The 23470-nt window shown below is 46.3% G+C and carries 18 protein-coding genes; 13 read left to right on the top strand and 5 right to left on the bottom strand.

What is annotated here, in order from left to right; translation table 11 throughout:
• Positions 1-15 precede the first annotated feature (15 nt).
• Entirely contained in the window at positions 16-2625 is a 2610-nt protein-coding gene (gene pepN, locus C2745_RS06710; protein WP_215383597.1) for an aminopeptidase N, read from the top strand.
• Here pepN and C2745_RS06705 read toward each other — a convergent pair.
• Positions 2622-3005 carry a PIN domain-containing protein gene (locus C2745_RS06705; RefSeq protein ID WP_215383596.1) on the bottom strand — a complete coding sequence of 128 codons (384 nt, stop codon included), beginning with the start codon at positions 3003-3005 and terminating at the stop codon, positions 2622-2624. The two genes, pepN and C2745_RS06705, sit on opposite strands and share 4 nt — an antisense overlap.
• Positions 3006-3007: 2 nt before the next feature.
• The gene (locus C2745_RS06700; protein WP_215383595.1) at positions 3008-3211 is read right to left on the bottom strand and encodes a type II toxin-antitoxin system VapB family antitoxin; all 204 of its coding nucleotides are present in this window, start codon (positions 3209-3211) and stop codon (positions 3008-3010) included.
• Positions 3212-3391: 180 nt separating this feature from the next.
• Between C2745_RS06700 and C2745_RS06695 the strand changes: the two genes are divergently transcribed.
• Positions 3392-4390: a class 1 fructose-bisphosphatase gene (locus C2745_RS06695; RefSeq protein ID WP_371742980.1), complete on the top strand. Its 999-nt coding sequence runs from the start codon at positions 3392-3394 to the stop codon at positions 4388-4390.
• Positions 4391-4476: 86 nt separating this feature from the next.
• Here C2745_RS06695 and cphA (C2745_RS06690) read toward each other — a convergent pair whose 3' ends face one another.
• Positions 4477-7047 carry a cyanophycin synthetase gene (gene cphA / locus C2745_RS06690; RefSeq protein WP_215383594.1) on the bottom strand — a complete coding sequence of 857 codons (2571 nt, stop codon included), beginning with the start codon at positions 7045-7047 and terminating at the stop codon, positions 4477-4479.
• A complete protein-coding gene (cphA, locus tag C2745_RS06685) occupies positions 7048-9240 on the bottom strand; it encodes a cyanophycin synthetase (RefSeq protein WP_215383593.1) in 2193 nt (730 codons plus the stop codon).
• Between the two features lie 211 nt (positions 9241-9451).
• Here cphA (C2745_RS06685) and C2745_RS06680 point away from each other — a divergent pair, with 211 nt between their 5' ends.
• The 10 genes from C2745_RS06680 (at position 9452) to C2745_RS06635 (ending at position 20781) form a co-directional block, all read left to right on the top strand.
• Entirely contained in the window at positions 9452-11794 is a 2343-nt protein-coding gene (locus C2745_RS06680) for an ABC transporter ATP-binding protein (RefSeq protein WP_215383592.1), read from the top strand.
• Positions 11791-12270: a DUF1854 domain-containing protein gene (locus C2745_RS06675; RefSeq protein ID WP_215383591.1), complete on the top strand. Its 480-nt coding sequence runs from the start codon at positions 11791-11793 to the stop codon at positions 12268-12270. The genes C2745_RS06680 and C2745_RS06675 overlap by 4 nt, the downstream gene beginning before the upstream one ends.
• 296 nt (positions 12271-12566) lie before the next feature.
• Positions 12567-13565, top strand: a complete 999-nt coding sequence (locus tag C2745_RS06670; protein ID WP_215385648.1) for a tripartite tricarboxylate transporter substrate binding protein — start codon at positions 12567-12569, stop codon at positions 13563-13565.
• An 83-nt stretch (positions 13566-13648) separates the two neighbouring features.
• On the top strand, positions 13649-14176 hold the full coding sequence (locus C2745_RS06665; RefSeq protein WP_215383590.1) for a tripartite tricarboxylate transporter TctB family protein: 528 nt from the start codon (positions 13649-13651) through the stop codon (positions 14174-14176).
• A 40-nt stretch (positions 14177-14216) separates the two neighbouring features.
• Entirely contained in the window at positions 14217-15716 is a 1500-nt protein-coding gene (locus C2745_RS06660) for a tripartite tricarboxylate transporter permease (protein WP_215383589.1), read from the top strand.
• A gap of 104 nt (positions 15717-15820) precedes the next feature.
• Complete coding sequence (locus C2745_RS06655) at positions 15821-16192, top strand: DUF2946 domain-containing protein (RefSeq protein ID WP_215383588.1); 372 nt, start codon at positions 15821-15823, stop codon at positions 16190-16192.
• 81 nt (positions 16193-16273) lie between these two features.
• Positions 16274-18559 carry a TonB-dependent receptor gene (locus C2745_RS06650; protein WP_215383587.1) on the top strand — a complete coding sequence of 762 codons (2286 nt, stop codon included), beginning with the start codon at positions 16274-16276 and terminating at the stop codon, positions 18557-18559.
• Positions 18559-19785 carry a sialidase family protein gene (locus C2745_RS06645; RefSeq protein ID WP_215383586.1) on the top strand — a complete coding sequence of 409 codons (1227 nt, stop codon included), beginning with the start codon at positions 18559-18561 and terminating at the stop codon, positions 19783-19785. Before C2745_RS06650 ends, C2745_RS06645 begins: the two co-directional genes overlap by 1 nt.
• Entirely contained in the window at positions 19782-20258 is a 477-nt protein-coding gene (locus C2745_RS06640) for a TlpA disulfide reductase family protein (protein ID WP_215383585.1), read from the top strand. Before C2745_RS06645 ends, C2745_RS06640 begins: the two co-directional genes overlap by 4 nt.
• A 43-nt stretch (positions 20259-20301) precedes the next feature.
• The gene (locus tag C2745_RS06635) at positions 20302-20781 is read left to right on the top strand and encodes a copper chaperone PCu(A)C (protein ID WP_215383584.1); all 480 of its coding nucleotides are present in this window, start codon (positions 20302-20304) and stop codon (positions 20779-20781) included.
• A 73-nt stretch (positions 20782-20854) separates the two neighbouring features.
• On the opposite strand, the gene ilvD is transcribed toward C2745_RS06635, so the two are convergent.
• The gene (gene ilvD / locus C2745_RS06630; RefSeq protein ID WP_215383583.1) at positions 20855-22546 is read right to left on the bottom strand and encodes a dihydroxy-acid dehydratase; all 1692 of its coding nucleotides are present in this window, start codon (positions 22544-22546) and stop codon (positions 20855-20857) included.
• A 230-nt stretch (positions 22547-22776) separates the two neighbouring features.
• Here ilvD and C2745_RS06625 point away from each other — a divergent pair, with 230 nt between their 5' ends.
• Positions 22777-23406 carry a response regulator transcription factor gene (locus C2745_RS06625; RefSeq protein WP_251368307.1) on the top strand — a complete coding sequence of 210 codons (630 nt, stop codon included), beginning with the start codon at positions 22777-22779 and terminating at the stop codon, positions 23404-23406.
• Positions 23407-23470 lie beyond the last annotated feature (64 nt).

The following is a 23470-nucleotide window of genomic DNA, read 5'->3' as shown; positions in this document are numbered from 1 at the left end:
ACTTAAAATAAACCCATGAAAACTGATCTTCCTCAAAGCTTTAAGCGTCTGCAATACCAGCCTCCGGTATATACCTTTGATCATGTCGATCTGGATATCGCCCTAGACCCAGCTCGCACCATCATCAAAAGTCGATTGGAGGTATTACCCGGCAAGGGCTTTAACGCTGGCGCACCTCTAGTGCTAGTTGGAAGTGAACTGGAATTTGTAAGCTTGCGCATCAATGGTGAAGCACATCGACATTTTGAATTGACCCCTGAATTTTTGACGATTCATTCATTGCCAAACGAGGGTAAAGAAAAATTTATTGTTGAAATTATTTGCGTCTGTGTTCCAGAGAAGAACACTACGTTGATGGGTTTATACGTTTCGAATGGAAACTTCTTTACCCAGTGCGAAGCAGAAGGTTTTAGAAAGATCACTTACTTCTTAGATCGCCCGGATGTGATGGCGCGTTTTAAGGTGACATTACGCGCAAGGGAGGAGCAGTATCCAGTGCTTCTATCAAACGGTAATTTGCTTGGTACCGAGAAGCTACCCAATGGATGGCATAGCGCTGTTTGGGAAGACCCGTTTCCGAAGCCATCATATTTATTTGCACTGGTTGCAGGCAAATTGCAATGTATCGAAGAGACTATTACCACTAGTAGCGGCGCCAAGAAGTTGTTACAGATCTGGGTCGAGCCCCATGATCTGAAAAAGACGAGACATGCAATGGATTCATTGATTGCCTCCATCCATTGGGATGAGAAGCGCTTTGGCCTGGAGCTGGATTTGGAGCGCTTCATGATTGTTGCTGTGGGCGACTTCAATATGGGCGCCATGGAAAACAAAGGCTTAAATATTTTCAATACGAAGTTCGTATTGGCTCAGCCAGAGACTGCAACAGATGGAGACTTTGCCAACATTGAAAGTGTTGTCGCGCACGAGTATTTCCATAACTGGACCGGTAACCGAGTAACTTGTCAGGATTGGTTCCAGCTATCGCTCAAAGAAGGTTTGACAGTATTTAGAGATCAAGAGTTTTCAGCCGATCAAATGGGTAGTGAATCCGGCAGGGCGGTAAAGCGCATTGAAGATGTCCGTTTGTTGCGCCAATTACAGTTCCCTGAAGATGCGGGTCCAATGGCGCACCCAATTCGCCCGGATGAGTATCAAGAAATTAATAACTTCTATACCGTTACCGTGTACGAGAAGGGTTCCGAGGTTGTGCGGATGTATCAAACCCTTTTGGGTAAAGATGGTTTCCGCAAAGGAATGGATTTATATTTCAAGCGCCATGATGGCCAGGCAGTCACGTGCGATGATTTCTTGGCAGCCATGGCGGATGCTGGTGGCAAAGATCTTAGCCAGTTTAAAAATTGGTATAGCCAGGCTGGCACCCCACGTGTGAAGGTGCAAGAACAATATGACGCAGCTAAGAAGCAGTATCAATTAACGCTTACCCAAAGTTGCGCTCCAAGCCCCGGTCAGCCCACCAAGAAGCCGTTTCATATTCCGCTGAAGATGCGTTTGCTTACTAAAGCAAATGATCAACAAGAGCAGTTACTGGAGTTGACGCAAGAGAGTCAAACCTGGACTTTTGACAATATTGCAGAGCGTCCAGTTCTTTCAATTAATCGTAATTTCTCTGCTCCAATCAATTTAGATTTTGAGCAAAGCGAAGCCGATCTCTTAACGCTCTTTTCTAGTGATGATGATCCCTTTAATCGCTGGGAGTCTGGTCAAAAGCTGGCTATGCAGATGATTTTGAATAATCGTCTCCCTGACGCCCAATTGATTGATGCCTATCGCAATATCTTGATGGACCCCAATTTAGATCCCGCTTTCAAGGACCTGGCGTTAACGCTCCCAGCGGAGTCTTATTTGTATGAGCAATGCACCAGCGTCGATCCTCAGAAAATATTCAACGCACGTCGCGCCTTCCGCAGGGAAATTGGCAAGCAACTTGCATTGGAGTGGGCTGCTTTGTATCAGCAGATGCAAACCCCAGGACCATTTAAGTCGGATGCAACCGACTCAGGTAAGCGAGCATTGAAAAACTTAGCACTCAATATGTTGCTAGAAGTAAATACCGCTATCTGGGCGCCCATGGCAGTCAATCAGTATCAGATTGCTGACAATATGACTGATCGTTATGCGGCCTTGGCTGCATTGGTGAGCCATGGCGCCAAAGAAGCAAAAGATTGTTTAATTGATTTTTATAATCGCTTTGCTAACGATGCTTTGGTGATTGATAAGTGGTTTGGACTGCAGTCGACTCGCCCACCTGTCGAAGGTTTGGAGCCTACCTTGGTTGAGGTGAAGAAGTTGCGTGAGCACCCAGCATTCAAATTGAACAACCCTAACCGTGCGCGGAGCGTGATCCACTCCTTCTGCGCTGCTAACCCAGCAAGCTTTCACCAAGCTGATGGCAGTGGTTATGAATTTTGGGCTGACAGCGTCTTGGCGCTAGATCCGATTAATCCTCAAGTGGCAGCACGCCTGGCCAGAGCTTTAGACCGCTGGCGTTTATTTGCCCAGCCCTATCAAAATGCAATGAAGGCCGCTCTGGAGCGCGTAGCAGCTTGCCAGGCCCTTTCCCCGGACGTTAGGGAAGTGATTGGAAAGGCGCTTGGTAATTAGTGAAGCTTATTTCCGTAAGAAATTCCCAACCTAGAGGCGAGAGTTTCTAAGTGTTTATCAAAAGTCCAAAGTGAAGCATTTTTTGAAAGCAGCGTTGAAGATAAAAGGGAAACATCAATTGCGCCACATCCTGACTCGTAGAGCTTATGTCTTTCTATAAGCTTTAGAGTTTCGCTTGTTGTTGCCACGGTTGCTTGTTGTAATTTCTGAAGATTGCTTAAGAACTTTTCCCTTGGTGCGGGTGGAGTTCCGCATGCTAGCTCCATTAGAACTAAGGGGTGGCAGAGCACTTGATCGTTAACAAGAAGGGACTCAAAAGAAGTATTTGATTTCCTAAAGTGCGCCACCCATACTGATGTGTCTACTAAAACCATAGTCATGCTTACTGACCATCTCTTGGCCTACGGCGAGGAACGGCCTTCATCTGGGGGGATTTGCCGCCAAGTGCTGCAAGTCTTTTGGCTACCTGAACTCGGATAAAAACATTGATAGCTTCTCGAAATAGATCTGCCTTATCCATTTCTGGATCAGCCAGATCTAAACCTCTTTGGTATAGATCGTCGTCTATTGTTACTGTGGTTCTCATAATTAATCCTCATCAATAATGATGTATTTTATCATCAATAACAGCATCAATATAGGAGAAATGATAGCAAATAGACTCAGGCATTCCTTGTTTAATAGGGGAAATTGGCCATTTTTTAAGTATTCATTAGGAACAAGGCAAAATAGACCCTAATCTCATTAGAGCTTTGGAGAATTCCCGTTGACCTCAAGTGCCCATACAAATTTCAAACAATATCTGGCTGCTGTAAAGCCTGCTGGTGCCGCTGTTCCCGCGGGCTTACAAGAGCTCTTGTTGGCAGTGGTAGAAACCTGCTCCACACTCAGTCATGAAGTTGCGCAGGGCGCCTTAATTGGCCTCTTGGGCTCTGCCGGAACTGGTAATGTGCAGGGCGAAGTTCAGCAAAAGCTCGACATCATTGCGAATGACTTATTGATTGATGGTGTGAAGGGTTGCAAATCTCTTGCTGGTCTCGCGTCCGAAGAGATGGAGTTGCCAGTTCCAGTGCAAGGTACCGGTGATTATCTTTTATTGTTTGATCCGCTCGATGGCTCTTCCAATATTGATGTGAATGTCTCCATCGGCACTATTTTCTCAGTTCTGAAAAAGCAAGACCCAAGCGCACCATTGCAGACTTCTGACTTCTTATTGTCGGGACGACATCAGGTTGCTGCTGGTTATGTGGTCTATGGCCCCCAAACCACGATGGCTTTAACCTTGGGTGATGGTGTAGTGATGTTTACTTTGAATAAAGTGACCGGCGAGTTCTTGCTTATTAAGGATGCTGTCACGATTGCCCATTCCACCAAAGAGTTTGCAATCAATATGTCCAATATGCGCCACTGGGCTGATCCCGTGCGTCGCTATGTTGAAGAGTGCTTAGCTGGCGTTGGCGGTGCACGCGACAAGGACTTTAATATGCGTTGGATTGCCTCGATGGTGGCCGATGTACATCGTGTTCTATCACGTGGCGGTGTATTTATGTATCCATGGGATCAGCGTGAACCTAACAAGCCAGGCAAATTGCGCTTGATGTATGAAGCCAATCCAATGAGCTTCTTGGTAGAGCAGGCTGGCGGCGCATCGACCAACGGCACTGAATTAATTATGGATTTACAGCCAACCGATTTGCATGAGCGCGTTTCAGTCATGCTGGGATCTAAAGAAGAGATTGATCGCTTGCAGCATTACCATTCGTAAGACGATCGTTCCGGCAGCAAGCAACAAAAAGCCCAATCATTGATTGGGCTTTTTAATTACTACTCAGAACTCAAGATGGGAAAATCTTAAGGCTTTACCTTTTCTTTGAGGTAGGCAAGTGATTCTTCTACTTGGTCAATCAGGATGAGGCAAATGTCACCTGCAGCAAGACCATTCAAGGCGGTATCAATTGCTTTAAACTCCCCATGAATTTCTTGGACCTGCTTTGCTTTAGTTGCACCAACCAAACCTTCTTGCAAAAGCTTTAATACTTCTCCATCTTCACGGCCGCGTTGGCAGGCGTCTTGATAGAGAATGACATTGTCAAAAGAGTTGCCCAAAATGCGAGTTAGATCACGGATATCTTCATCGCGACGGTCGCCTGCACCGCTAATGACAACATGGCTCTGCTTCGGTTTCATTGCCTCGACAGCGCTGGTAAGAGCGCGCATGGCATCAGGATTGTGGCCGTAGTCAGCAATTACCGTAGCACCATTGTGCTGAAATTGGTTAAAACGACCTGGTACTGAATTGGGATCACTCTCAAAACTGTGAAGGCCACGTGCAATCTTTTCTGCATCTAAGCCTAGCGCCCAAGCCGCCCCAATAGCGGCCATCGCATTTTCTACCTGGAAGCCGAGAACGCCATTTTGCGTAAGTGGGATTTCGATTACAGGGAAGCGATACATCACACGAGAGCCTTTGGACGCAACGATATAAGTTCCATCAAAGAAGATAACTTTCTTATTTTTAGCCCGATGCGCAGTAATAACTGGATGGTGTTGATTTTGGGCAAAGAAAATCACGCGGCCAGAACATTTGTCACCCATCTTTGCGACCATAGGGTCTGCCGCATTGAGAACGGCAGCACCAGTAGGCGCTACGTTTTGCACAATGACACGTTTAAGGATGGCTAAATCTTCTACGCTAGTGATGTAGTTCAGACCAAGATGGTCGCCTTCACCAATATTGGTAACAACAGCTACCTCGCAACGATCAAATCCTAGGCCTTCACGCAGTAATCCTCCGCGCGCAGTTTCAAGAACGGCCGCATCTACGTCAGGGTGCATGAGCACATTGCGGGCACTCTTAGGACCACTGCAATCACCGGTATCGATGAGGCGATGATTGATATATACACCATCAGTGCCAGTCATACCGACGCGTAGGCCAGTTTCATTTAGCAGGTGTGAGATGAGGCGCACAGTAGTTGTCTTACCATTGGTGCCTGTAACGGCAACCACTGGAATACGACCATCTTCGCCAAGCGGGAACATCATATTGATGATGTCTTCGCCTACAGGGCGACCTTTGCCGTAGGACGGCTTTAAGTGCATACGCAAACCAGGCGCTGCATTCACTTCAACAATGCCGCCACCTTGTTGTTCTAATGGTTTGTAGATGGATTCACAAAGGATGTCTACGCCAGCAATATCAAGGCCAATCATTTGTGCGGCAGCTACAGCGCTTGCTGCCACATCAGGGTGTACATCATCAGTAACGTCAGTTGCAGTGCCGCCAGTACTAAGGTTGGCGTTATTGCGTAAAAGAACGCGTTCACCTGTTTTGGGAACGTGCTGAGGTGAAAGGCCATTGCTTGCTAAGTGTGCGAGTGCAATGTCATCAAAGCGAATCTTGGTTAAAGCGGTGGCATGGCCATCGCCGCGCAATGGATTTTTATTTTCCATTTCAACGAGCTCTGCAACGGTATGAGTACCATCGCCAACAACTTGAGCAGGTTCACGACGAGCTGCTGCAGACAGGCGATTGCCAACAACGAGCAAGCGGTAGTCAGCGCCTGGAAGGTAACGCTCAACAATGGTTTCACGTCCAAAGGCTTGGGTCACGACAAAGCCAGCACGTACTTCTTCTTCAGTTTGAATATTGGCTACAACGCCTTTGCCTTGATTGCCATCTTTAGGCTTAAGCACAATAGGGCCGCCAATTTTTTGCGCAGCACGCCACGCATCATCGGCTGTCGTTACCACTTCGCCGATAGGTACGGATACGCCAGCAGCAGCCAGTAAATTTTTGGTTAACTCTTTATCTTGAGCAATGGCTTCAGCGATCGCACTAGTGTCACTAGTCTCTGCCGCCTGAATGCGCTTTTGTTTACTACCCCAGCCAAACTGCACCATGCTGCCTTCAGTCATGCGGCGATAAGGGATATTGCGCTGAACGGCGGCATCGACGATTGAGCCAGTACTTGGGCCAAGACGCACATCTTCGTAGAGCGCTTCTAATTCTGCGAGAGCTGCTGCTAAATCAAAAGGGGCATCATTTAGCGTTGCTTGTATTAATGCAAAGCCAAAATCAAAAGCCATGCGACCAACAACTTCTTCGATGTACTCAACTACTACTTGATATACGCCAGTATCAATTGTTTGAACTGTGCGGCTAAATGTCACTGGGCAACCAGCTTGTGCTTGTAGACCTAAAGCAGCATGCTCAAGTGCATGTGCAAGGGAAAGAATTTCATTGTGACCGCCACGACGCATGCTGCCGAGTTGTGGAAAGCGTTCGCGAATCTTGGTTTCAAATTGGGGAATAGAGTCGATTGATCGTTCGGACTCTTCGCAAGAAACAATTGCTTCTAAAGCGGTATGACGGCTCCATAAATTTGGGCCGCGCAACATACGAATACGGGTGATTTCCAATTAAGCCCCTGTAGCAGTTGTGGCATCAGGAACAAACGTTTCTGCACCAGCTTCAATAACGTTGAATGGGATTTCCAAAGCCCAGGCTGCGGCAATGGCTGCGCCTAGGTTTCTGGCCTTCCATGGTGAGGCGCTGTCTGACTCGGAGTGGCGTGGCACTGGAATAGATTTTTGATCTAGCTTGCCAGACTTCAGAGTGATTTGTTGTTTACCAACCATCACTACACGACCACCATTAGATAAATGGTTTTTAACTATTTCAGAATCTGGATCTTCGCTAAAGAAGATCACTTCGCCGTCACAAAGTTCAGCCATCTCGACGCACATAGGGTCATCTGCATTTAGTACGCCAACACCAGTTGGCAATACAACATCGATTTGTGTGCGCACAATGCTAAATACTTGCTCATCATCATAAATCGCGTATTGAGGGAAGTTTGCCTTTGGATCAACATTGAGTACGACGCCCACTTGGCAGCGATCATAAGCAAGACCTTCAATCAACATCGATAAGTGATTGTTCTCAATCACCACAGCTTCAACGGCGCGATTCAGTAGAGTGCGACGAGCATTTTCCCAATTAGATGCATTGGTGTTTGGGATGGCGCGGTTACCGAAAAATAAACCCTTGCTGCATGAGAGCCCAACGTAGACATTCGTTAGGCGCAGGAAGTGCGCAATCATTTCAGCAACAGGTGTCTTGCCGCGTTCGCCACAAACACCTACTACTGGAATGCGGAAGTCAGCACCAGGAGGGAAGAGGTGATTGGCAATTTCTTTTCCAACGGGCTGTGGTTTGCCGCTTGCTGGCTTTAAGTGCATCAATAGGCCTGGACCGGCATTCACTTCAACAATGGCTGCATTTTGATCGGCAAGAGGCTTGCTAATGTCTTGGGCAACCAAATCTACCCCAGCAATTTCTAGGCCGACAACACGTGCAGCTAAAGCTACTTGGCTAGCGACATCTGGATGAATTAAATCGGTTACATCAAACGCTACGTTGCCGTTACTTTGTATGAGTACTTTGTGATCTGCCGCAGGAATGCTTTCGCCAGTCAATTTTTGACGTGCAAGTTCAAGCTCAACAGCTGAGTCAATGCGAACCGGATTGAGTGGGTGCTCTTCAGCAGTGCCACGACGTGGATCAGAATTAATCTGAATCTGAATGAGTTCATAAACAGAGTGTTTACCATCGCCAGTGACCCAAACTGTTTCACCTTTGGCTGCAGCAACCACTTTATTTCCCACTACAAGTAAGCGGTGCTCGTCCCCAACAATATGGCGCTCAACCAGGACTTCGCTACCTTCGTCGATTGCTACTGCATAAGCAGCTTCAATTTCTTGTTGTGTATAAAGATTGATGAAGACGCCACGACCATGGTTGCCATCAATCGGTTTTACAACTACCGGTAAGCCGATATCTTGCGCTGCTTCCCAGGCATCATCAGGGCTGGTAACCGTTCTACCCTCTGGGGTGGGGACACCAGCGCTGCGAAGCAAGCTTTTGGTTAAATCTTTATCGCGAGAAATGGTTTCAGCAATTGCACTGGTTTGATCGGTCTCAGCAGTCCAAATGCGACGTTGTTTAGCGCCGTAACCCAATTGAACCAAGTTGCCTTCAGACAAACGAATAGAGGGGATGCCACGCTCTTCAGCAGCGTTAACAATGCATGCGGTACTAGGGCCCAGTAAAAGGTCATCACCAATATCGCGCAGGCTCTCAATAATATTTTGAACTTCAGCAACACAGTCTTTATTGTCTTGCGCTAATGCCAGGTAAAGATCGCGAGCAAATTTAAGGGCAGTTAAGGTGACCTCTTCGTTGATAGCGCTAACCATGACTTTGTAAACGCCACGACGATCGCCATCTCGCGCTTTACCAAAACCGCCAGGAATGCCGGCTAAATTTTGCAATTCGAGAGTAAGGTGCTCCATGATGTGAGCAGGCCAGGTGCCTTCTTCTACTCGCTTGAGAAAGCCGCCGGTTTCTCCGTAACTACAACGATGCTCAACCAAACTAGGGAGCGCTTTGACCAAACGGTCATAAAAGCCGGGAATCAGGTTTGAGGGGTAGTCCTCAAGATCGCCAATATCAATCCAAACCTCAATTACGGGATGGTAAGTCCACATGTTGGGGCCACGGAGATGCTTAACGCTCAGGATCTCGATGGATTTATCTAGTAATTGGGGCATGTGTGCAGTATTGCGAGGGTCAGGGCCAATTTGGATGTATTTGGCGGTGACGCGTCAGACAGTCTCTCTGTTTCTAGTTGTTATTAAAACTCACAAAATTAGCAAAAATACATAAAAAGGCCTACTTCGATAATTTAACGGCTTTCTGCCCCCTAAAGTTGACAGGAGCAATAAATCTAAAAAATCTGGCTCCACTATACTTTTAAGGTCAATGAATCCAGAAATCCTACCTTTTGCCCCGGCGCTGCCAAGCGATTGGCAGCCCATTTTGGATGGTGAAAACTCCCCAGTTCAGGGCTCTAAGCCTCTTCTGGCCTGGGTTGAGCTTGATTTAGACGCCAATTTACGCTTTGAAAAGAGCCTCTTGGCACTCAACGATCAAGAGCTGTTTTGGACGGATGGCAAGCGTTTTGAGTCCTGGCCCCTGGGCAAAGGAGAGCACCTGATTCATGGTGACCATGCTGGGGTCGGAACATTAAGCCTGGAATCCAGCGATCGTTTGCTCAGATCCTGGAATTTCACCCTGGCGGTCAACCCCCAAGTTTTACGCTTACAGTCCAGCTTCAGGCAGTTAACTCGTGGTGAAGAAATTAGCCAAGGCGAGGTGAGTGAATACGACAAACAGGTTTGCCCCGTTTGCTTAAGCCCAAAGCCTGCCAATTCTGATGCTTGCCCAACATGTGATCCAGAGGATGATGCCCCGCCATCGACTTGGACTTTATTTAAGCTCTGGCGTTTTGCAAGACCATATAAAAAACAATTGCTCTTAGGTTTTGTGTTGACCTTGTTGTCCACTGGCGCCACTTTGATACCGCCGTATCTCACGATGCCCTTGATGGATCACGTGCTGATTCCATATGAACGTGGCAATCCAATTGATTTCCATTTGGCCAGCATGTATCTCTTAGCTCTGTTCGGTGCTGCCATTGTTGCCTGGGGTTTGGGTTGGTGGAAAACATACCTACTTGCTTTGGTGAGCGAGCGTATTGGTGCAGACCTTCGCAATACAACCTTTGAGCATTTGCTCAAGCTCTCATTGGAATACTTTGGCGGCAAGCGTACTGGTGACTTGATTGCCCGTATTGGCGCAGAGACCGATCGCATCTGCGTTTTCCTCTCTTTGTACGCTCTTGATTTTGCAACCGATGTCTTGATGATCACCATGACTGCAGTAATCTTGGTATCTATCGATCCCTTGCTCGCGCTAGTGACATTGGCACCATTGCCATTCATTGTTTGGATGATTCATGTAGTGCGCGATCGCTTGCGTTTTGGTTTTGAAAAGATCGATCGCATTTGGTCTGAAGTCACCAACATCTTGGCCGATACGATTCCTGGTATTCGGGTGGTTAAAGCATTTGCTCAAGAAGATCGCGAGTTGAAACGTTTCGTTGACTCCAATAAACACAATTTACAAATTAATGATCGCGTCAATCGTGTGTGGGGATTGTTCTCACCAACTGTGACGCTCTTGACCGAGACAGGCTTATTGGTAGTGTGGGGTTTTGGTATTTGGCAGGTAGCTCACCAAAAAGTAACTGTTGGTGTTTTGATTGCCTTCCTTGCCTACATCGGACGTTTTTATATTCGTCTAGATTCGATGAGCCGAATCGTGTCGCATACGCAAAAAGCGGCAGCTGGGGCAAAACGTATTTTTGATATTTTGGATCACGTATCAAGCGTTCCGGAGCCAATCAATCCGGCGCCGTTGGGTGAGGTTAAAGGGCGCATCACTTTACGTGGTGTAGGTTTCCGCTATGGTAATCGTGCTGTATCTAAAGGTATCGATCTAGATATCGCTCCAGGTGAAATGATTGGTTTGGTAGGGCATAGTGGCTCAGGTAAGAGCACGCTGGTCAATTTGATTTGTCGCTTCTATGACGTGAGTTCAGGCTCGGTTTTATTGGATGGGCGCGACATTCGTAGCATTGGCATTGCTGACTATCGCAAACGTATTGGCTTGGTATTGCAAGAGCCGTTCTTATTCTTTGGCACGATTGCTGAGAACATTGCATACGGTAAGCCTGACGCAACGCGCGACGAAATTATCGAGGCTGCGCGTGCAGCACATGCCCATGAGTTTATTTTGCGCTTACCTTTGGGTTACGACTCATTAGTGGGTGAGCGAGGTCAGTCTTTATCTGGTGGTGAGCGCCAACGCATATCGATTGCGCGTGCGCTCTTGATTAATCCAAGTATCTTGATTTTGGACGAAGCCACCTCATCTGTTGACACTACCACTGAAAAAGAAATTCAACGCGCACTAGATAACTTGGTTAAGGGCCGCACAACGATTGCAATCGCCCATCGCCTCTCCACTTTAAGAAAAGCAGATCGCTTGGTGGTTTTAGACAAGGGCGAGATTGTTGAGATCGGTTCACACGACCAACTGATGGAGGTGCAGGGTGCTTACTACACCTTGTATCAAGCGCAGTTACGCCATGCCGCAGAATTGGTTGAGGGCGGCGCAATTGGCGAAAGCTTGGAAGAAGAAAAAGATAAGCAAGAAGAAAAGCTGCAAGTCATTGCCAAAGAAATTGGGGGAGGGGTATGACGCAAATCAATCAATCCACTCAACAGCTAGAGCGGGATGCGCTGGGTCGTCTGGTATTCATTGATGCCAAAGGTAATCGTCATATTGGTGTACATCCGGTACGAGCATTTCCGATTACAGCTGCAGGAGCAGGCATTGCCATCATGGATCAATCTGGCAAAGAGCTCTGCTGGTATGCAGATATCGAAGCCATTCCTAAATCAGAGCTTGGTTTAATCGAAGAGGATTTGGCTAAGCGTGAATTTATGCCGGTAATTGAAAAAATTACTAAGGTTTCAACATTTGCCACTCCAAGTATCTGGGACATTGAAACGGATCGTGGGCCAACACGCATTCGTCTTAAGGGCGAAGAGGATATTCGCCGGATTGCAGGCAACACTTTGTTAATTGCGGACTCCAACGGACTGCAATTTCTCATCAAAGACTCCACTGCGCTTGATAAGCTCAGCAAAAAACTTCTAGATCGTTTCCGCTAGATTCAAGTCGTATTTAGGGAAAACCCTTAAATCACATTTCTTCCAAAAACTGATTTTTGAAATGTGCATTTTTCGTGCAAAAAATGCGGTTTTTAATCGTGGATGTAAGTACACTAATGACGATCTTTGGCTTTATTTATCGGGGTTTCTACTAGGTTGTAGAAGCGCTTGTGAATCGATTTTGAAATTATTGATGGCAGTCAAGTTCTGCTTGCGCATCTTGTTTAAAAATCACTCTCACATTAGATAAGCCAAATTTAAATTGGTAAACCATTTTGGAGACATACTTTATGAAGATGAAGTTAAAAGGGGCGTTGATTTCCACCGCACTTGCCCTCGGTGTTGTTGGTGTATCACCTGCATTTGCTGCATGGGAGCCTAACAAACCTGTTGAGTTCATTATTCCGGCTGGTCCTGGCGGCGGCGCTGACCAAATGGCTCGCATGATCCAAGGGATTATCACTAAAAACAATTTAATGAAACAAGCCATCATTCCTGTAAACAAGGGAGCGGGCGCTGGTGCTGAAGGTTTCTTGGCAATGAAAGAAGCTAAAGGTGATCCAAATAAGATCGTTATTACTCTTTCTAATTTGTTTACCACTCCATTAGCAACTGGCGTGCCATTTAACTGGCAAGACATCACTCCAGTGGCAATGTTGGCGCTTGACCAATTTGTTTTGTGGGATAACGCAGATAAGCCATACAAGACTGCTAAAGAATATATTGACGCTGCTAAAGCCGCAGGTCCAGGCAAATTCAAGATGGGCGGAACAGGCTCTAAGTCCGAAGACCAAATCATTACCGTAGCGATTGAAAAAGCAACAGGTGCTAAGTTCACCTATATCCCATTTAAAGGAGGAGGCGACGTTGCCGTTCAGCTCGTTGGTAACCACGTTGATTCATCAGTGAACAATCCAATTGAAGCGGTGGCTCAATGGCGTGCCGGTAAGTTGCGTGCACTGTGCGTATTTGATGACACACGTATGCCATACAAAGAGAAGGTTACTGATACTCAATCATGGTACGACGTTCCAACTTGTAAAGAAGCAGGCGTTCCAACTGACTATGTCATGTTGCGCGGCATCTTTATGGCCCCTGGTGTAACTCAAGAGCAAGTTGATTTCTACGTCGACTTGTTCAAGAAAGTTCGCGCTACACCAGAGTGGAAGAAGTTCATGGCTGATGGTGCATTCAATCAAACATTTATGACCGGTAAAGAATTTAGAAACTGGCTCACATTGAATGAAGCTTTACACAAGCAGCTAATGTCTGAAGCTGGATTTTTAGCTAAGTAATTTTGGTAGAACAAGATAGGACCTCCAGTAGGGGGTCCTATTTTTTAAGTAAGTGCATTAATCAACTTTATTAAAAATAAAAAATGTCTGAACATACAAATAACTCAAATCAAGACTCCGTCATTAGCGTAAGAGCGATGGATATCATTACCGCAATCGTGTTTCTTGCGATTGGCCTCACAGTGATGGTGGGCAGCCTTAAGTTAGGCGCCAGCTGGGGTAGCGATGGCCCTGAGGCCGGCTATTTCCCCTTCTATATTAGTTTGATCATCATGCTCTCGAGCACTGTGACGCTTTATCAGGCTGCGATTGTTAATAAGAAAAAGAAAACAGAGTCTTTTGTTGATAGAGAGTCTTTCAAGCAAGTGATGGCTGTTTTATTGCCGGCGATTGTTTTTGTTCTCGGCGTTCAGTTAATCGGAATTTATGTCTCCTCAGTGTTTTACATCGCCATCTTCATGGTATGGCTCGGTAAATATCCGCTGTGGAAGGCTATTGCAGTCTCAGTAGGTGTGAGCGTTGCCCTGTACCTCATGTTCGAGTTCTGGTTCCAAGTACCGTTGCCACATGGCTCCTGGTTTAACCCGCTCGAGTTCTTGGGTGTGCAATAAAAAGAATAACTATTAAAAAAGATTAAAAAAGGAGTTCAAGTTGGAAGAAATTAACGCTCTATTCAGCGGCTTTGCCGTTGCAATGACACCCTTTAATTTATTGCTCATGCTAGTTGGTGTAACGCTCGGTGTGATCATTGGTGTATTGCCTGGTCTTGGTGGCGCAAACGGAATTGCGATTCTGTTGCCATTAACCTTCACAATGCCGCCAACATCAGCCATCATCATGCTCTCCTGTATTTACTGGGGTGCATTATTCGGTGGCGCGATTACATCCGTGCTCTTTAATATCCCTGGCGAGCCTTGGTCTGTTGCGACAACCTTTGATGGTTATCCAATGGCTCGTAACGGTAAAGCTGGTGAAGCATTGACTGCTGCTTTCACATCATCATTCGTTGGTGCATTTGTAGCAATCGTGATGATTACCTTCTTGGCACCATTGGTCGCTAAGTTTGCTTTGCAATTTGGCCCACCTGAATTCTTCTCAGTTTACTTACTGACCTTCTGTAGCTTTGTGGGTATGAATAAAGGTTCACCATTCAAAACCATTTCAGCAATGATGCTCGGTTTCGCTTTGGCTACTGTTGGTATGGATACCGTTACTGGTCAATTACGCTTGACATTCGGTAACCCAGAGTTGATGCGCGGCTTTGACTTCTTGATCGCGGTGATCGGCTTGTTTGGTATTGGCGAGATTCTTCTGTCAATGGAAGAAGGCTTGGCATTCCAGGGTGCGGCAGCGAAGATTCGTGGCAAAGTGGTTTTGGAAACCTGGAAACAATTGCCCAAATACTGGGCCACTTCATTACGTAGCTGCTTGATTGGTTGCTGGATGGGTATTACTCCAGGTGGCGCAACTCCAGCATCATTCATGGCGTACGGCGTTGCTAAGCGCGTATCTAAGGATGGTGATAAGTTTGGCACAGGTCAAATGGAAGGTATTGTTGCTCCAGAGACAGCGGCTCACGCTGCTGGTACTTCAGCACTCCTCCCAATGTTGTCCTTGGGTATCCCAGGTTCACCTACAGCAGCGGTATTGCTCGGCGGTTTATTGATCTGGGGTTTACAACCTGGTCCATTGCTCTTCGTTGAGAAACCAGACTTTGTTTGGGGCTTGATCGCAAGTATGTACTTGGGTAACTTGGCTGGCTTGTTTGTTGTATTAACCTGCGTGCCTTTGTTCGCATCGATCTTGAGAATTCCATTCTCAATCATTGCACCAGTCATCATCGTGATTTGTGCGGTTGGTGCTTACACAGTGCATAACGCTACATTTGACGTTTGGTTGATGCTTGGCTTCGGTATCCTCGGATATGTCTTTAAGAAGTTAGATTACCCAATGGCTCCGATGGTCTTGGCTTTGGTGTTGGGCGATCGTGCAGAAGACTCCTTCCGTCAATCGATGTTGATTTCACAAGGTAGCTTGGATGTATTCTTCTCCAACTACTTAGTTGCTGGAATCTCATCGATCGCTTTGCTCCTCCTCTTCTGGCCGTTGATTGGCAAGTTTGTAGGCAAGAAAAAAGCTGCTGCTGCATAAGAAATCACGCTAGTAATAGCGATTTCAAAGGAAAAAGGGGCGTGAGCCCCTTTTTTCATGCGAAAGACGAAACAAGCACAAAATTCCGATAAAATTCCCCCACTATGAATTTCCATAAAAACCGCCTCATTCACTGGATTGCTGCTTTCGCAATCGCAATGAGTGCACTGGCGCCAGCTGTTTCTCAAGCGGTATCGCTTGCGAAACATGGTCAAGGTTTTGCAATGGAGATTTGCTCGGCTGATGGCAACAAGATGCAGATTCAAGTACAGGGTGAGGATCAAGAAGTGGCAGAACAAGCTCAGCCTTGTCCTTATTGCGTAGCTCAAAATACCATCACACCAGCATTCAATACCAACCTTACATTTCAAGCGCCGCAAACTTTAGCTTTGCTGCCACAGCTTTTCTATCAATCACCTAAGCCACTTGCAGTTTGGGTAACTCCTCCCTCAGCAGCTCCACCAGTAAATGCCTAATTAAATATTAGGGCATAGCCTAGCTATGTAGTTGGCAACGATTCAATCAATACGTTGTCGTATTAAAAAGTGGAGCAGTAGATGTTGTTTCAGCAAAAGAAAATTAGCGCATGCCTAGGCATGATTTTTGGCTCAGCCTTCGTGGCAATAGGTGTGCAAGCGCAGATTGCACCGCCACCGGATTACAACCAAAAGTTAAGTGAAGTAGTGGTGAATGCCAGTCGTTCTGATACGCCTTTGGATCGCATGACAATGAACACTACCGTCATGACTCCCGAGGTCTTGGAATTAGCGCCAGAACAAACGCCTGACCAGATCCTGAAAAATACCCCCAGCGTATTTTTGAATGACACTCCGTACTACGAGAAAGACCCAACAGGACAAAGTATTAATATGCGGGGCCTTGGCAATGCCAGATCTCTAGTCTTGATTGACGGCGTACCTGCGTTAGACCCTTTCTATAACACCGTTCAGTGGAATCAGGTACCGATGTCTTCAATCGAAAGCATTGAGATTGTCCGTGGTGGCGTCTCAAGCTTGTGGGGTAACTATGGCATGGGTGGCGTAATCAACATCAACACTAAAAATATTAGCAATAGCAAGAATGAGGCTTCGGTTAGTTACGGCTCATTCGGCACAGGTAATGTAGCTGTATCGAAGGATTTGGCCGTTAGTGATGCAATGAAGCTGCGTTTTTCAGCGGACTACTTTAGCACTGATGGTTACGTAGGTCCCGCCACAATATCTCCGGCAACTCTTTGGGGGGTTACAAAAACGCTTCCAAACGTTGCAACTGCCCAGCAGGCACCTCTTGCACCGGGCATGTCTAATGGCAGCGCATCAAATTCAAATATGCGCATGCAGGGAAACATGAAATTTAGCCAGGATACCGATGGATTTTTTCGCATGGGTTATAGCACTATGGCAGATCTGTCTTCAAACTATAGCTTTGCGACAAATTTGGTGCAAACAACAAATATTGCGGGCGGCACAACCACAAAATTAGATCTTGATAAAAAGGTGACCGTAAGTGGCTTTTATCAAAATGAGATTTTCAATAAGCAAAATGGAGCAACTACAAACCCTCCACCTGCAGTGAAGTTAACGCCAGCAAATACCCCTTATATTTCCTCTACATATCAAGACCCATCGACCACTGGAGGCGGCTCTGTTTCATTAACGCATGACCTAAAAAATTCTTTAATTGAGCAATATGTTGTGGGTGTAGATTTAAGGCAGGTTAACGCCTCAAATTTCGCCAATAGTTTGGCCACTACCAATTGTTCAGGTACGGGCTCCAATAAATGTACGGCAGGCACACCGAGCACCCAAGCTTTAGGTCAGACAAATGTGGGTGTAGCCTATGCAAAAGCTACCCAAAATTTTTCGGGATTAATGGGGCAAATAAAAACTAATTCCCAAGTTCCTTTGCAGGCTACTTTGTCTGCGCGTGTAGATCAATACACAAGCAATGTTCCTGAATATTATGTGGCTGGTGCAAATGGCGCAAACCCAACTTATACAAATGCCCAGGTTGTTAAGCAAACCAAACTAAGTCCTAATCTTGGGCTTTTATATCAATTGACAGATAAGTGGAATCTGCGTGGAGCTGCGTACCAGGCATTTCATGCTCCTGGAATGAATAACATGCTGAGAAGTTATGGGTCACCCGGAAAAACTTTTAGCTTTGCAAACCCAAACTTAATGCCAGAAAATATGACAGGGTATGAGGTAGGTACCGATTACCGCTGGGGGGCTGGTTTTGTTCAGTTAACTGGTTTTAACAATAACATTACAAACGCCATTTATGCGGCAACACTAAGTCAAGGTTCGGCTGCATATTTAGCATTTTGCCCGGCTGGCTCAGTATGTAATGGGAGCAGTGCGAACTCTTACTCCAATAATCAAAATCTTCAAAGTCAGGGCCTTGAATTTCAGGCGCATCATGACATTAATTCGAAATGGGCTACGGATGCAACTTACACCTACACCAGAGCGTTTGTTACATGGAATGCTTCAAGTGTCGATGCAGCACTTAACCCGCTGAGAACGCAGCTTGGCGGAACACCCCAAAATATGGGCTATGCTTCATTAACGTACTATCCCTTGCCAAAAGCTAGCTTGACCGCAAACATTCGTTATATCGGTAATTCCTGGATGGACCCGGCTCACTCATTGCCAGTGCCCGCCTATGCTGTAGTTGGTATGCGCGCCAACTACGAAGTCAATCAACAGGTCTCGCTGTATGCTTCCGTTGTGAACTTATTTAATCGTCAATACATTACATATGGCTCCGGTACTAGTCAGGCTAGTTATATGATGGGTATGCCACAAGCAATCACTGTTGGAGCCAAGGCTACTTTCTAATGCGAAATAGTTCCAGCAACCTATTGCTCAAAGCACTCCTATTGGTTGCGTTGGAGCTCGCTATTCTGAATTTTGCATCTGCGCAAATGGATCACTCCTCCAAGCCAGTTGCTTGTCTAGGGGCTGGTTTGGAGTGCGCCAATGCAGCGACACCATTCTTTGCCCCTAACGGAAAGTTGTTGCTGGCATGGACGGCCAATGGGGTAGTGTCAGTCGCTCAATCTTCTGATGCAGGCAAGACTTTCTTGCCTGCAGTCAAAATCGCTGAGCATGGAAAGTTTCTCGATACTGGCAGTGATGCACGCCCACAAATCGTTGCCAATCAGCAGGGTCATGTATTTCTGGCATATGCATTCTTTAAGGATTCCAATTGGAATGCCCAGATTAATACTGCTCGTTCTGAGGATGGCGGCAATTCATTTACTGCACCGGCATCTTTAGTGAATGATGGCTCTAGTCAGCGCTTCCCATCGGTGTTGATAAGTCCAGATGACAGTATTTTTATTTCCTGGATAGATAAGCGTCTAGTTGCTGCAGCAAAGCAAGGCGGCGAGAAGCGATTGGGTGGATCAATTGCTTATTCCTCCTCCCGGGATGGTGGAAAGACCTTTCAGGCGGAGCGATTTGCTAATGAAAGCAGTTGTGAGTGCTGTCGTATAGGCGCTAGCCTGGATCCAAAGGGAGATTCAGTCATCGCCTATCGTGCAATATTTCCTGGCGGCATTCGCGATCAAGCAAGCCAAGTCATTACCGCTAAGGGTGCTGATCCTGTTCGACGCGTAGCAGACGATGACTGGAAGACCGATGCTTGCCCCCATCATGGACCAACGATTGCCGTATCAGAATCTGGAAAATTTCATGTAGCTTGGTATACCCAGGGTAGCAAACGATCCGGCGTCTTTTATGCTAACTCCGCTAATCAAGGTGTCACTTATTCAGCGCCAATCAGAGTTGGTGCCGAAGGTGTGAATGTATCAAGACCATATCTATTTGCAATGGGTAAGCAAGTTTGGCTCGCATGGAAAGAGTTTGATGGAGCTCATTCCACTGTCTATTTAAAAGAATCAGGGGATGAAGGCAAGACTTGGTCTTCTCCAAAAATGATTTTGAAAACAAGTGGGTATAGCGACCATCCTTTGTTGATTCAAAAAGAAAATGATGTATTTTTATCGTGGCTTACGCGAGCTGACGGGTATCAATTAGTGAAAGTTGGGCAAAAACAATGAAGAAATATTGGTTAACACTCATCTTTAGTTTATTCGTGACGAGTATTGCAGCGGCAGATACGTATTCTCTAAAGCCTTACCAAGCTGGAGATTGGAAGCCTTTGATTAAAAGTGCGAAGGGTGCCCCTATGGCAATTCATTTTTGGGGTGTTACCTGCCCAGCCTGCATTAAAGAAATGCCGCAGTGGGGGCAGTTTCTAAAAAATAATCCTAATGCAAAAGTGGTATTTATTCAGGTCGATGATGTTTCGCAAGACTCAATCAAAAAAATGCTGAATAAGGCTGGCCTGGATAAAGCAAATAATTACTATGTTGCAGCGCCTTTTGATGAGCGCTTGCGATATGAGATTGATCCTCAATGGCATGGAGAAACACCTACTACGATCATGATTGATAAGAATGGCAAGGCTATTCGAAATAGTGGTTTGGTCGATTTTCAGAAGCTGCAAAAGGTTTTGATTGGAAAATCGTAGTATCGAAGTGAAGCATCTCAAATATTACTAGGAGGAAGTGGGTATGAATAAAAAATTATTGTTAACGATGTGCACAATTGCCGGGCTTGCATTAATCGGGGTTGCGTCAGCGCAGAGCGTTTCTAAAACCGTTACTAGCAATTCAATCAAAATTGAGAATGCCTACACTCGCGCCACAGTTCCTGGCCAACAAGTGGCTGGTGGCTTTATGAAGATTGAAAATAAAGGCGTTGCCGATCAATTGATCTCTGCTAGCTCGCCTGTTGCCGGGGAAGTTCAGCTTCATGAAATGGCAATGGATGGCAATGTGATGAAAATGCGCCAGGTAAAAGATATTGTTGTGCCAGCGGGTGGCGCTGTGGAATTGAAACCTGGCGGTCTACATTTAATGTTCATGAACATTAAAGCCCCGTTGACTGCCGGTGAAACTGTTCCAGTCAAACTCAAATTCGCTAAGGCAGGTGAAGTTGAAGTGAAGATGCCTGTAAATGCAATGGGTAACCCAGGCGCAATGAAGCATTAAGATTCGTCACCAATGCTGAGGTAATAAAAAAGCCCCTAGTTTTACTTAGGGGCTTTTTCTTGGGCGATTCAGTTTAGATTTTTAAATCTAAATCCGTTACCGCACCTTTGCTAGCGCTGCTTGCAAGACTTGCATACTTGGCAAGCAAGCCGCGGGTATAGCGTGGCTTAGGCTGCTTCCAGGTTGCACGACGTTTTGCGATTTCTGCTTCGTCTACGTTCAGCTGAATGAGTAGCTTATGCGCATCGATCGTTACTGAATCACCTTCATTAATGAGGGCGATTGTGCCGCCGACATAAGCTTCTGGAGCTACGTGACCAACAACCATGCCCCAGGTGCCACCTGAGAAGCGGCCATCGGTAATTAGACCTACGGATTCGCCTAAACCTTGGCCAACGAGGGCAGAGGTTGGGGCAAGCATTTCACGCATACCAGGACCGCCTTTAGGGCCTTCATAGCGAATGACCACGATGTCACCATCCTTGATCTTCTGAGCCATGATGGCTGCCATAGCGTCATCTTCAGAATCAAAGACGCGTGCTGGGCCAGTAATGGATGGGTTCTTGAGGCCGGTAATCTTGGCAACGCAACCCTCTGGAGAGATGTTACCTTTGAGAATGGCCAAGTGACCTTGCTTATACAAAGGATTGTCTAAAGTGCGAATGACTTTCTGGTCTGCGCGTGGCACAGATGGAACATCTTTCAATACTTCAGCAATGGTTTTGCCGGTGATAGTCATGCAATCGCCGTGGAGCAATCCGCCGTCGAGTAAAACCTTCATCACCTGTGGGATGCCGCCAGCTTGATGTAAATCGGTAGCCAGATATGTGCCCGATGGTTTCATATCCACGATGACAGGAACGCGCTTACGAATACGTTCAAAGTCATCAATCGTCCAATCGATTTCAGCGGCGCTAGTAATCGCCAAGAAATGCAACACAGCGTTTGTAGAGCCACCAACTGCCATGATGACGCTCACTGCGTTCTCAATAGACTTTTTGGTGATGATGTCGCGTGGACGTAGATTCTTTTTAATTGCCTCAACCAATACGATTGCAGAATCATGTGCGCTAGCTACTTTTTCTGCATCTTCATTAGCCATCGTAGAAGAATAGGGAAGGCTCATGCCTAGGGCTTCAAAGGCTGAACTCATGGTGTTGGCTGTGTACATGCCACCACAGGATCCACTACCTGGACACGCATGCTGCTCAACGCCTTTAAGATCTTCTTCGCTCATGCGACCAGAAGTAAATTCACCAACCGCTTCAAATGCAGAAACAATATTGAGATCTTTTCCTTTGAAATGACCCGGCTTAATTGTGCCGCCGTATACATAGATGCCAGGTACGTTAGTGCGCGCCAAAGCCATCATGCCGCCTGGCATATTTTTATCGCAACCACCAATCACCACTACACCGTCTTGCCACAAACCATTGACACAAGTTTCAATACTGTCAGCAATCACTTCGCGTGAGACGAGCGAATACTTCATGCCTTCGGTGCCCATGCCGATGCCATCGGAAACAGTTGGCGTACCAAACATCTGTGCTTTTGCGCCGGCACCCTCAAGTGCGGAAACAGCAGCATCTGCTAATTTTTGTAGGCCGCTATTGCAAGGAGTAATGGTTGAATGGCCGTTAGCAACGCCAACCATTGGCTTTACGAAATCCTTTTCTTCGTAACCCATTGCGTAATACATTGAACGGTTAGGTGCGCGTGCAACTCCTTCGGTGACCATGCGCGAGCGTTCATTGAGACGTTTCATGCTTATTACTCCAGAAAAGGTTTATTTTTGACAGGCTCTATTGTGCCGTGAGATGCCTATTGCGTGGCATCTTGGATTAGAGGGATGGGTTGGTATGTAATGTTGCGGTGCAATACAAAAAAAGTGATGAATTTGTTGATTTAAGTAGTAATTATTAGCTACGTAGCTAATAGCTTGCAGAAACGTCTTACAGTACATTAGCTCATCGAATACTTTTTCCTTTGAATTCAATGACTAAAGTCGGCCACATATACCTAATTGATGATGATGAGTCCATGCGCATTTCCTTATCCAGGATGTTGCGTGAACTCGGCTATTTAGTCGAGGATTACGCCTCAGCAACGATTTTTCTGGAGAAATCAGTCCCAGTCTCCCCGGCGGTAATCCTTTTGGATATGCAAATGCCAGACATGACTGGTCTGGATCTACAAGAAAAGCTCCTAAAACTCGGTCGCAAGACTCCCATTATTTTCGTCAGCGGCCAAAGTCACCCCCACCAGATCGTTCAGGGTCTGAAGAAGGGGGCGGTAGATTTCTTATTCAAACCCTTCAACCTGGAAGAGCTATTAAAAGCTGTTGCTGATGCAATTGACTTTGATAGCCGTCAGTTAAAGCGTGTCTCCCTGGATGTGGAGGCCAAAAAGGATTACGAAAGCCTGACCCCAAGAGAGCGTGAAGTGTGCGGCTGGTTGGTTAAGGGGCTCTTAAATAAAGATATTGCTGTCAAATTGGGTACTACTGACGCTACTATTAAGGTTCACAAGGCTAGGGTGATGGACAAAATGCACGCTGACTCAGTGCAAGTATTGGTGAAAAAGTACCTCGAGTCAGACTTAGAAAATCATCCTTTAAATCATTAGCCGCAAAGCGAATTACTCACGTACCATTTTGGGATTACTATCACTTATGTCATTTCAACCTGAG

The sequence above is a fragment of the Polynucleobacter sp. AP-Kolm-20A-A1 genome (assembly GCF_018688315.1).
Taxonomy (GTDB): Bacteria; Pseudomonadota; Gammaproteobacteria; order Burkholderiales; family Burkholderiaceae; genus Polynucleobacter.
Note: the sequence above shows the minus strand (reverse complement) of the source record. Positions and strands in the feature narration are given on the sequence as shown.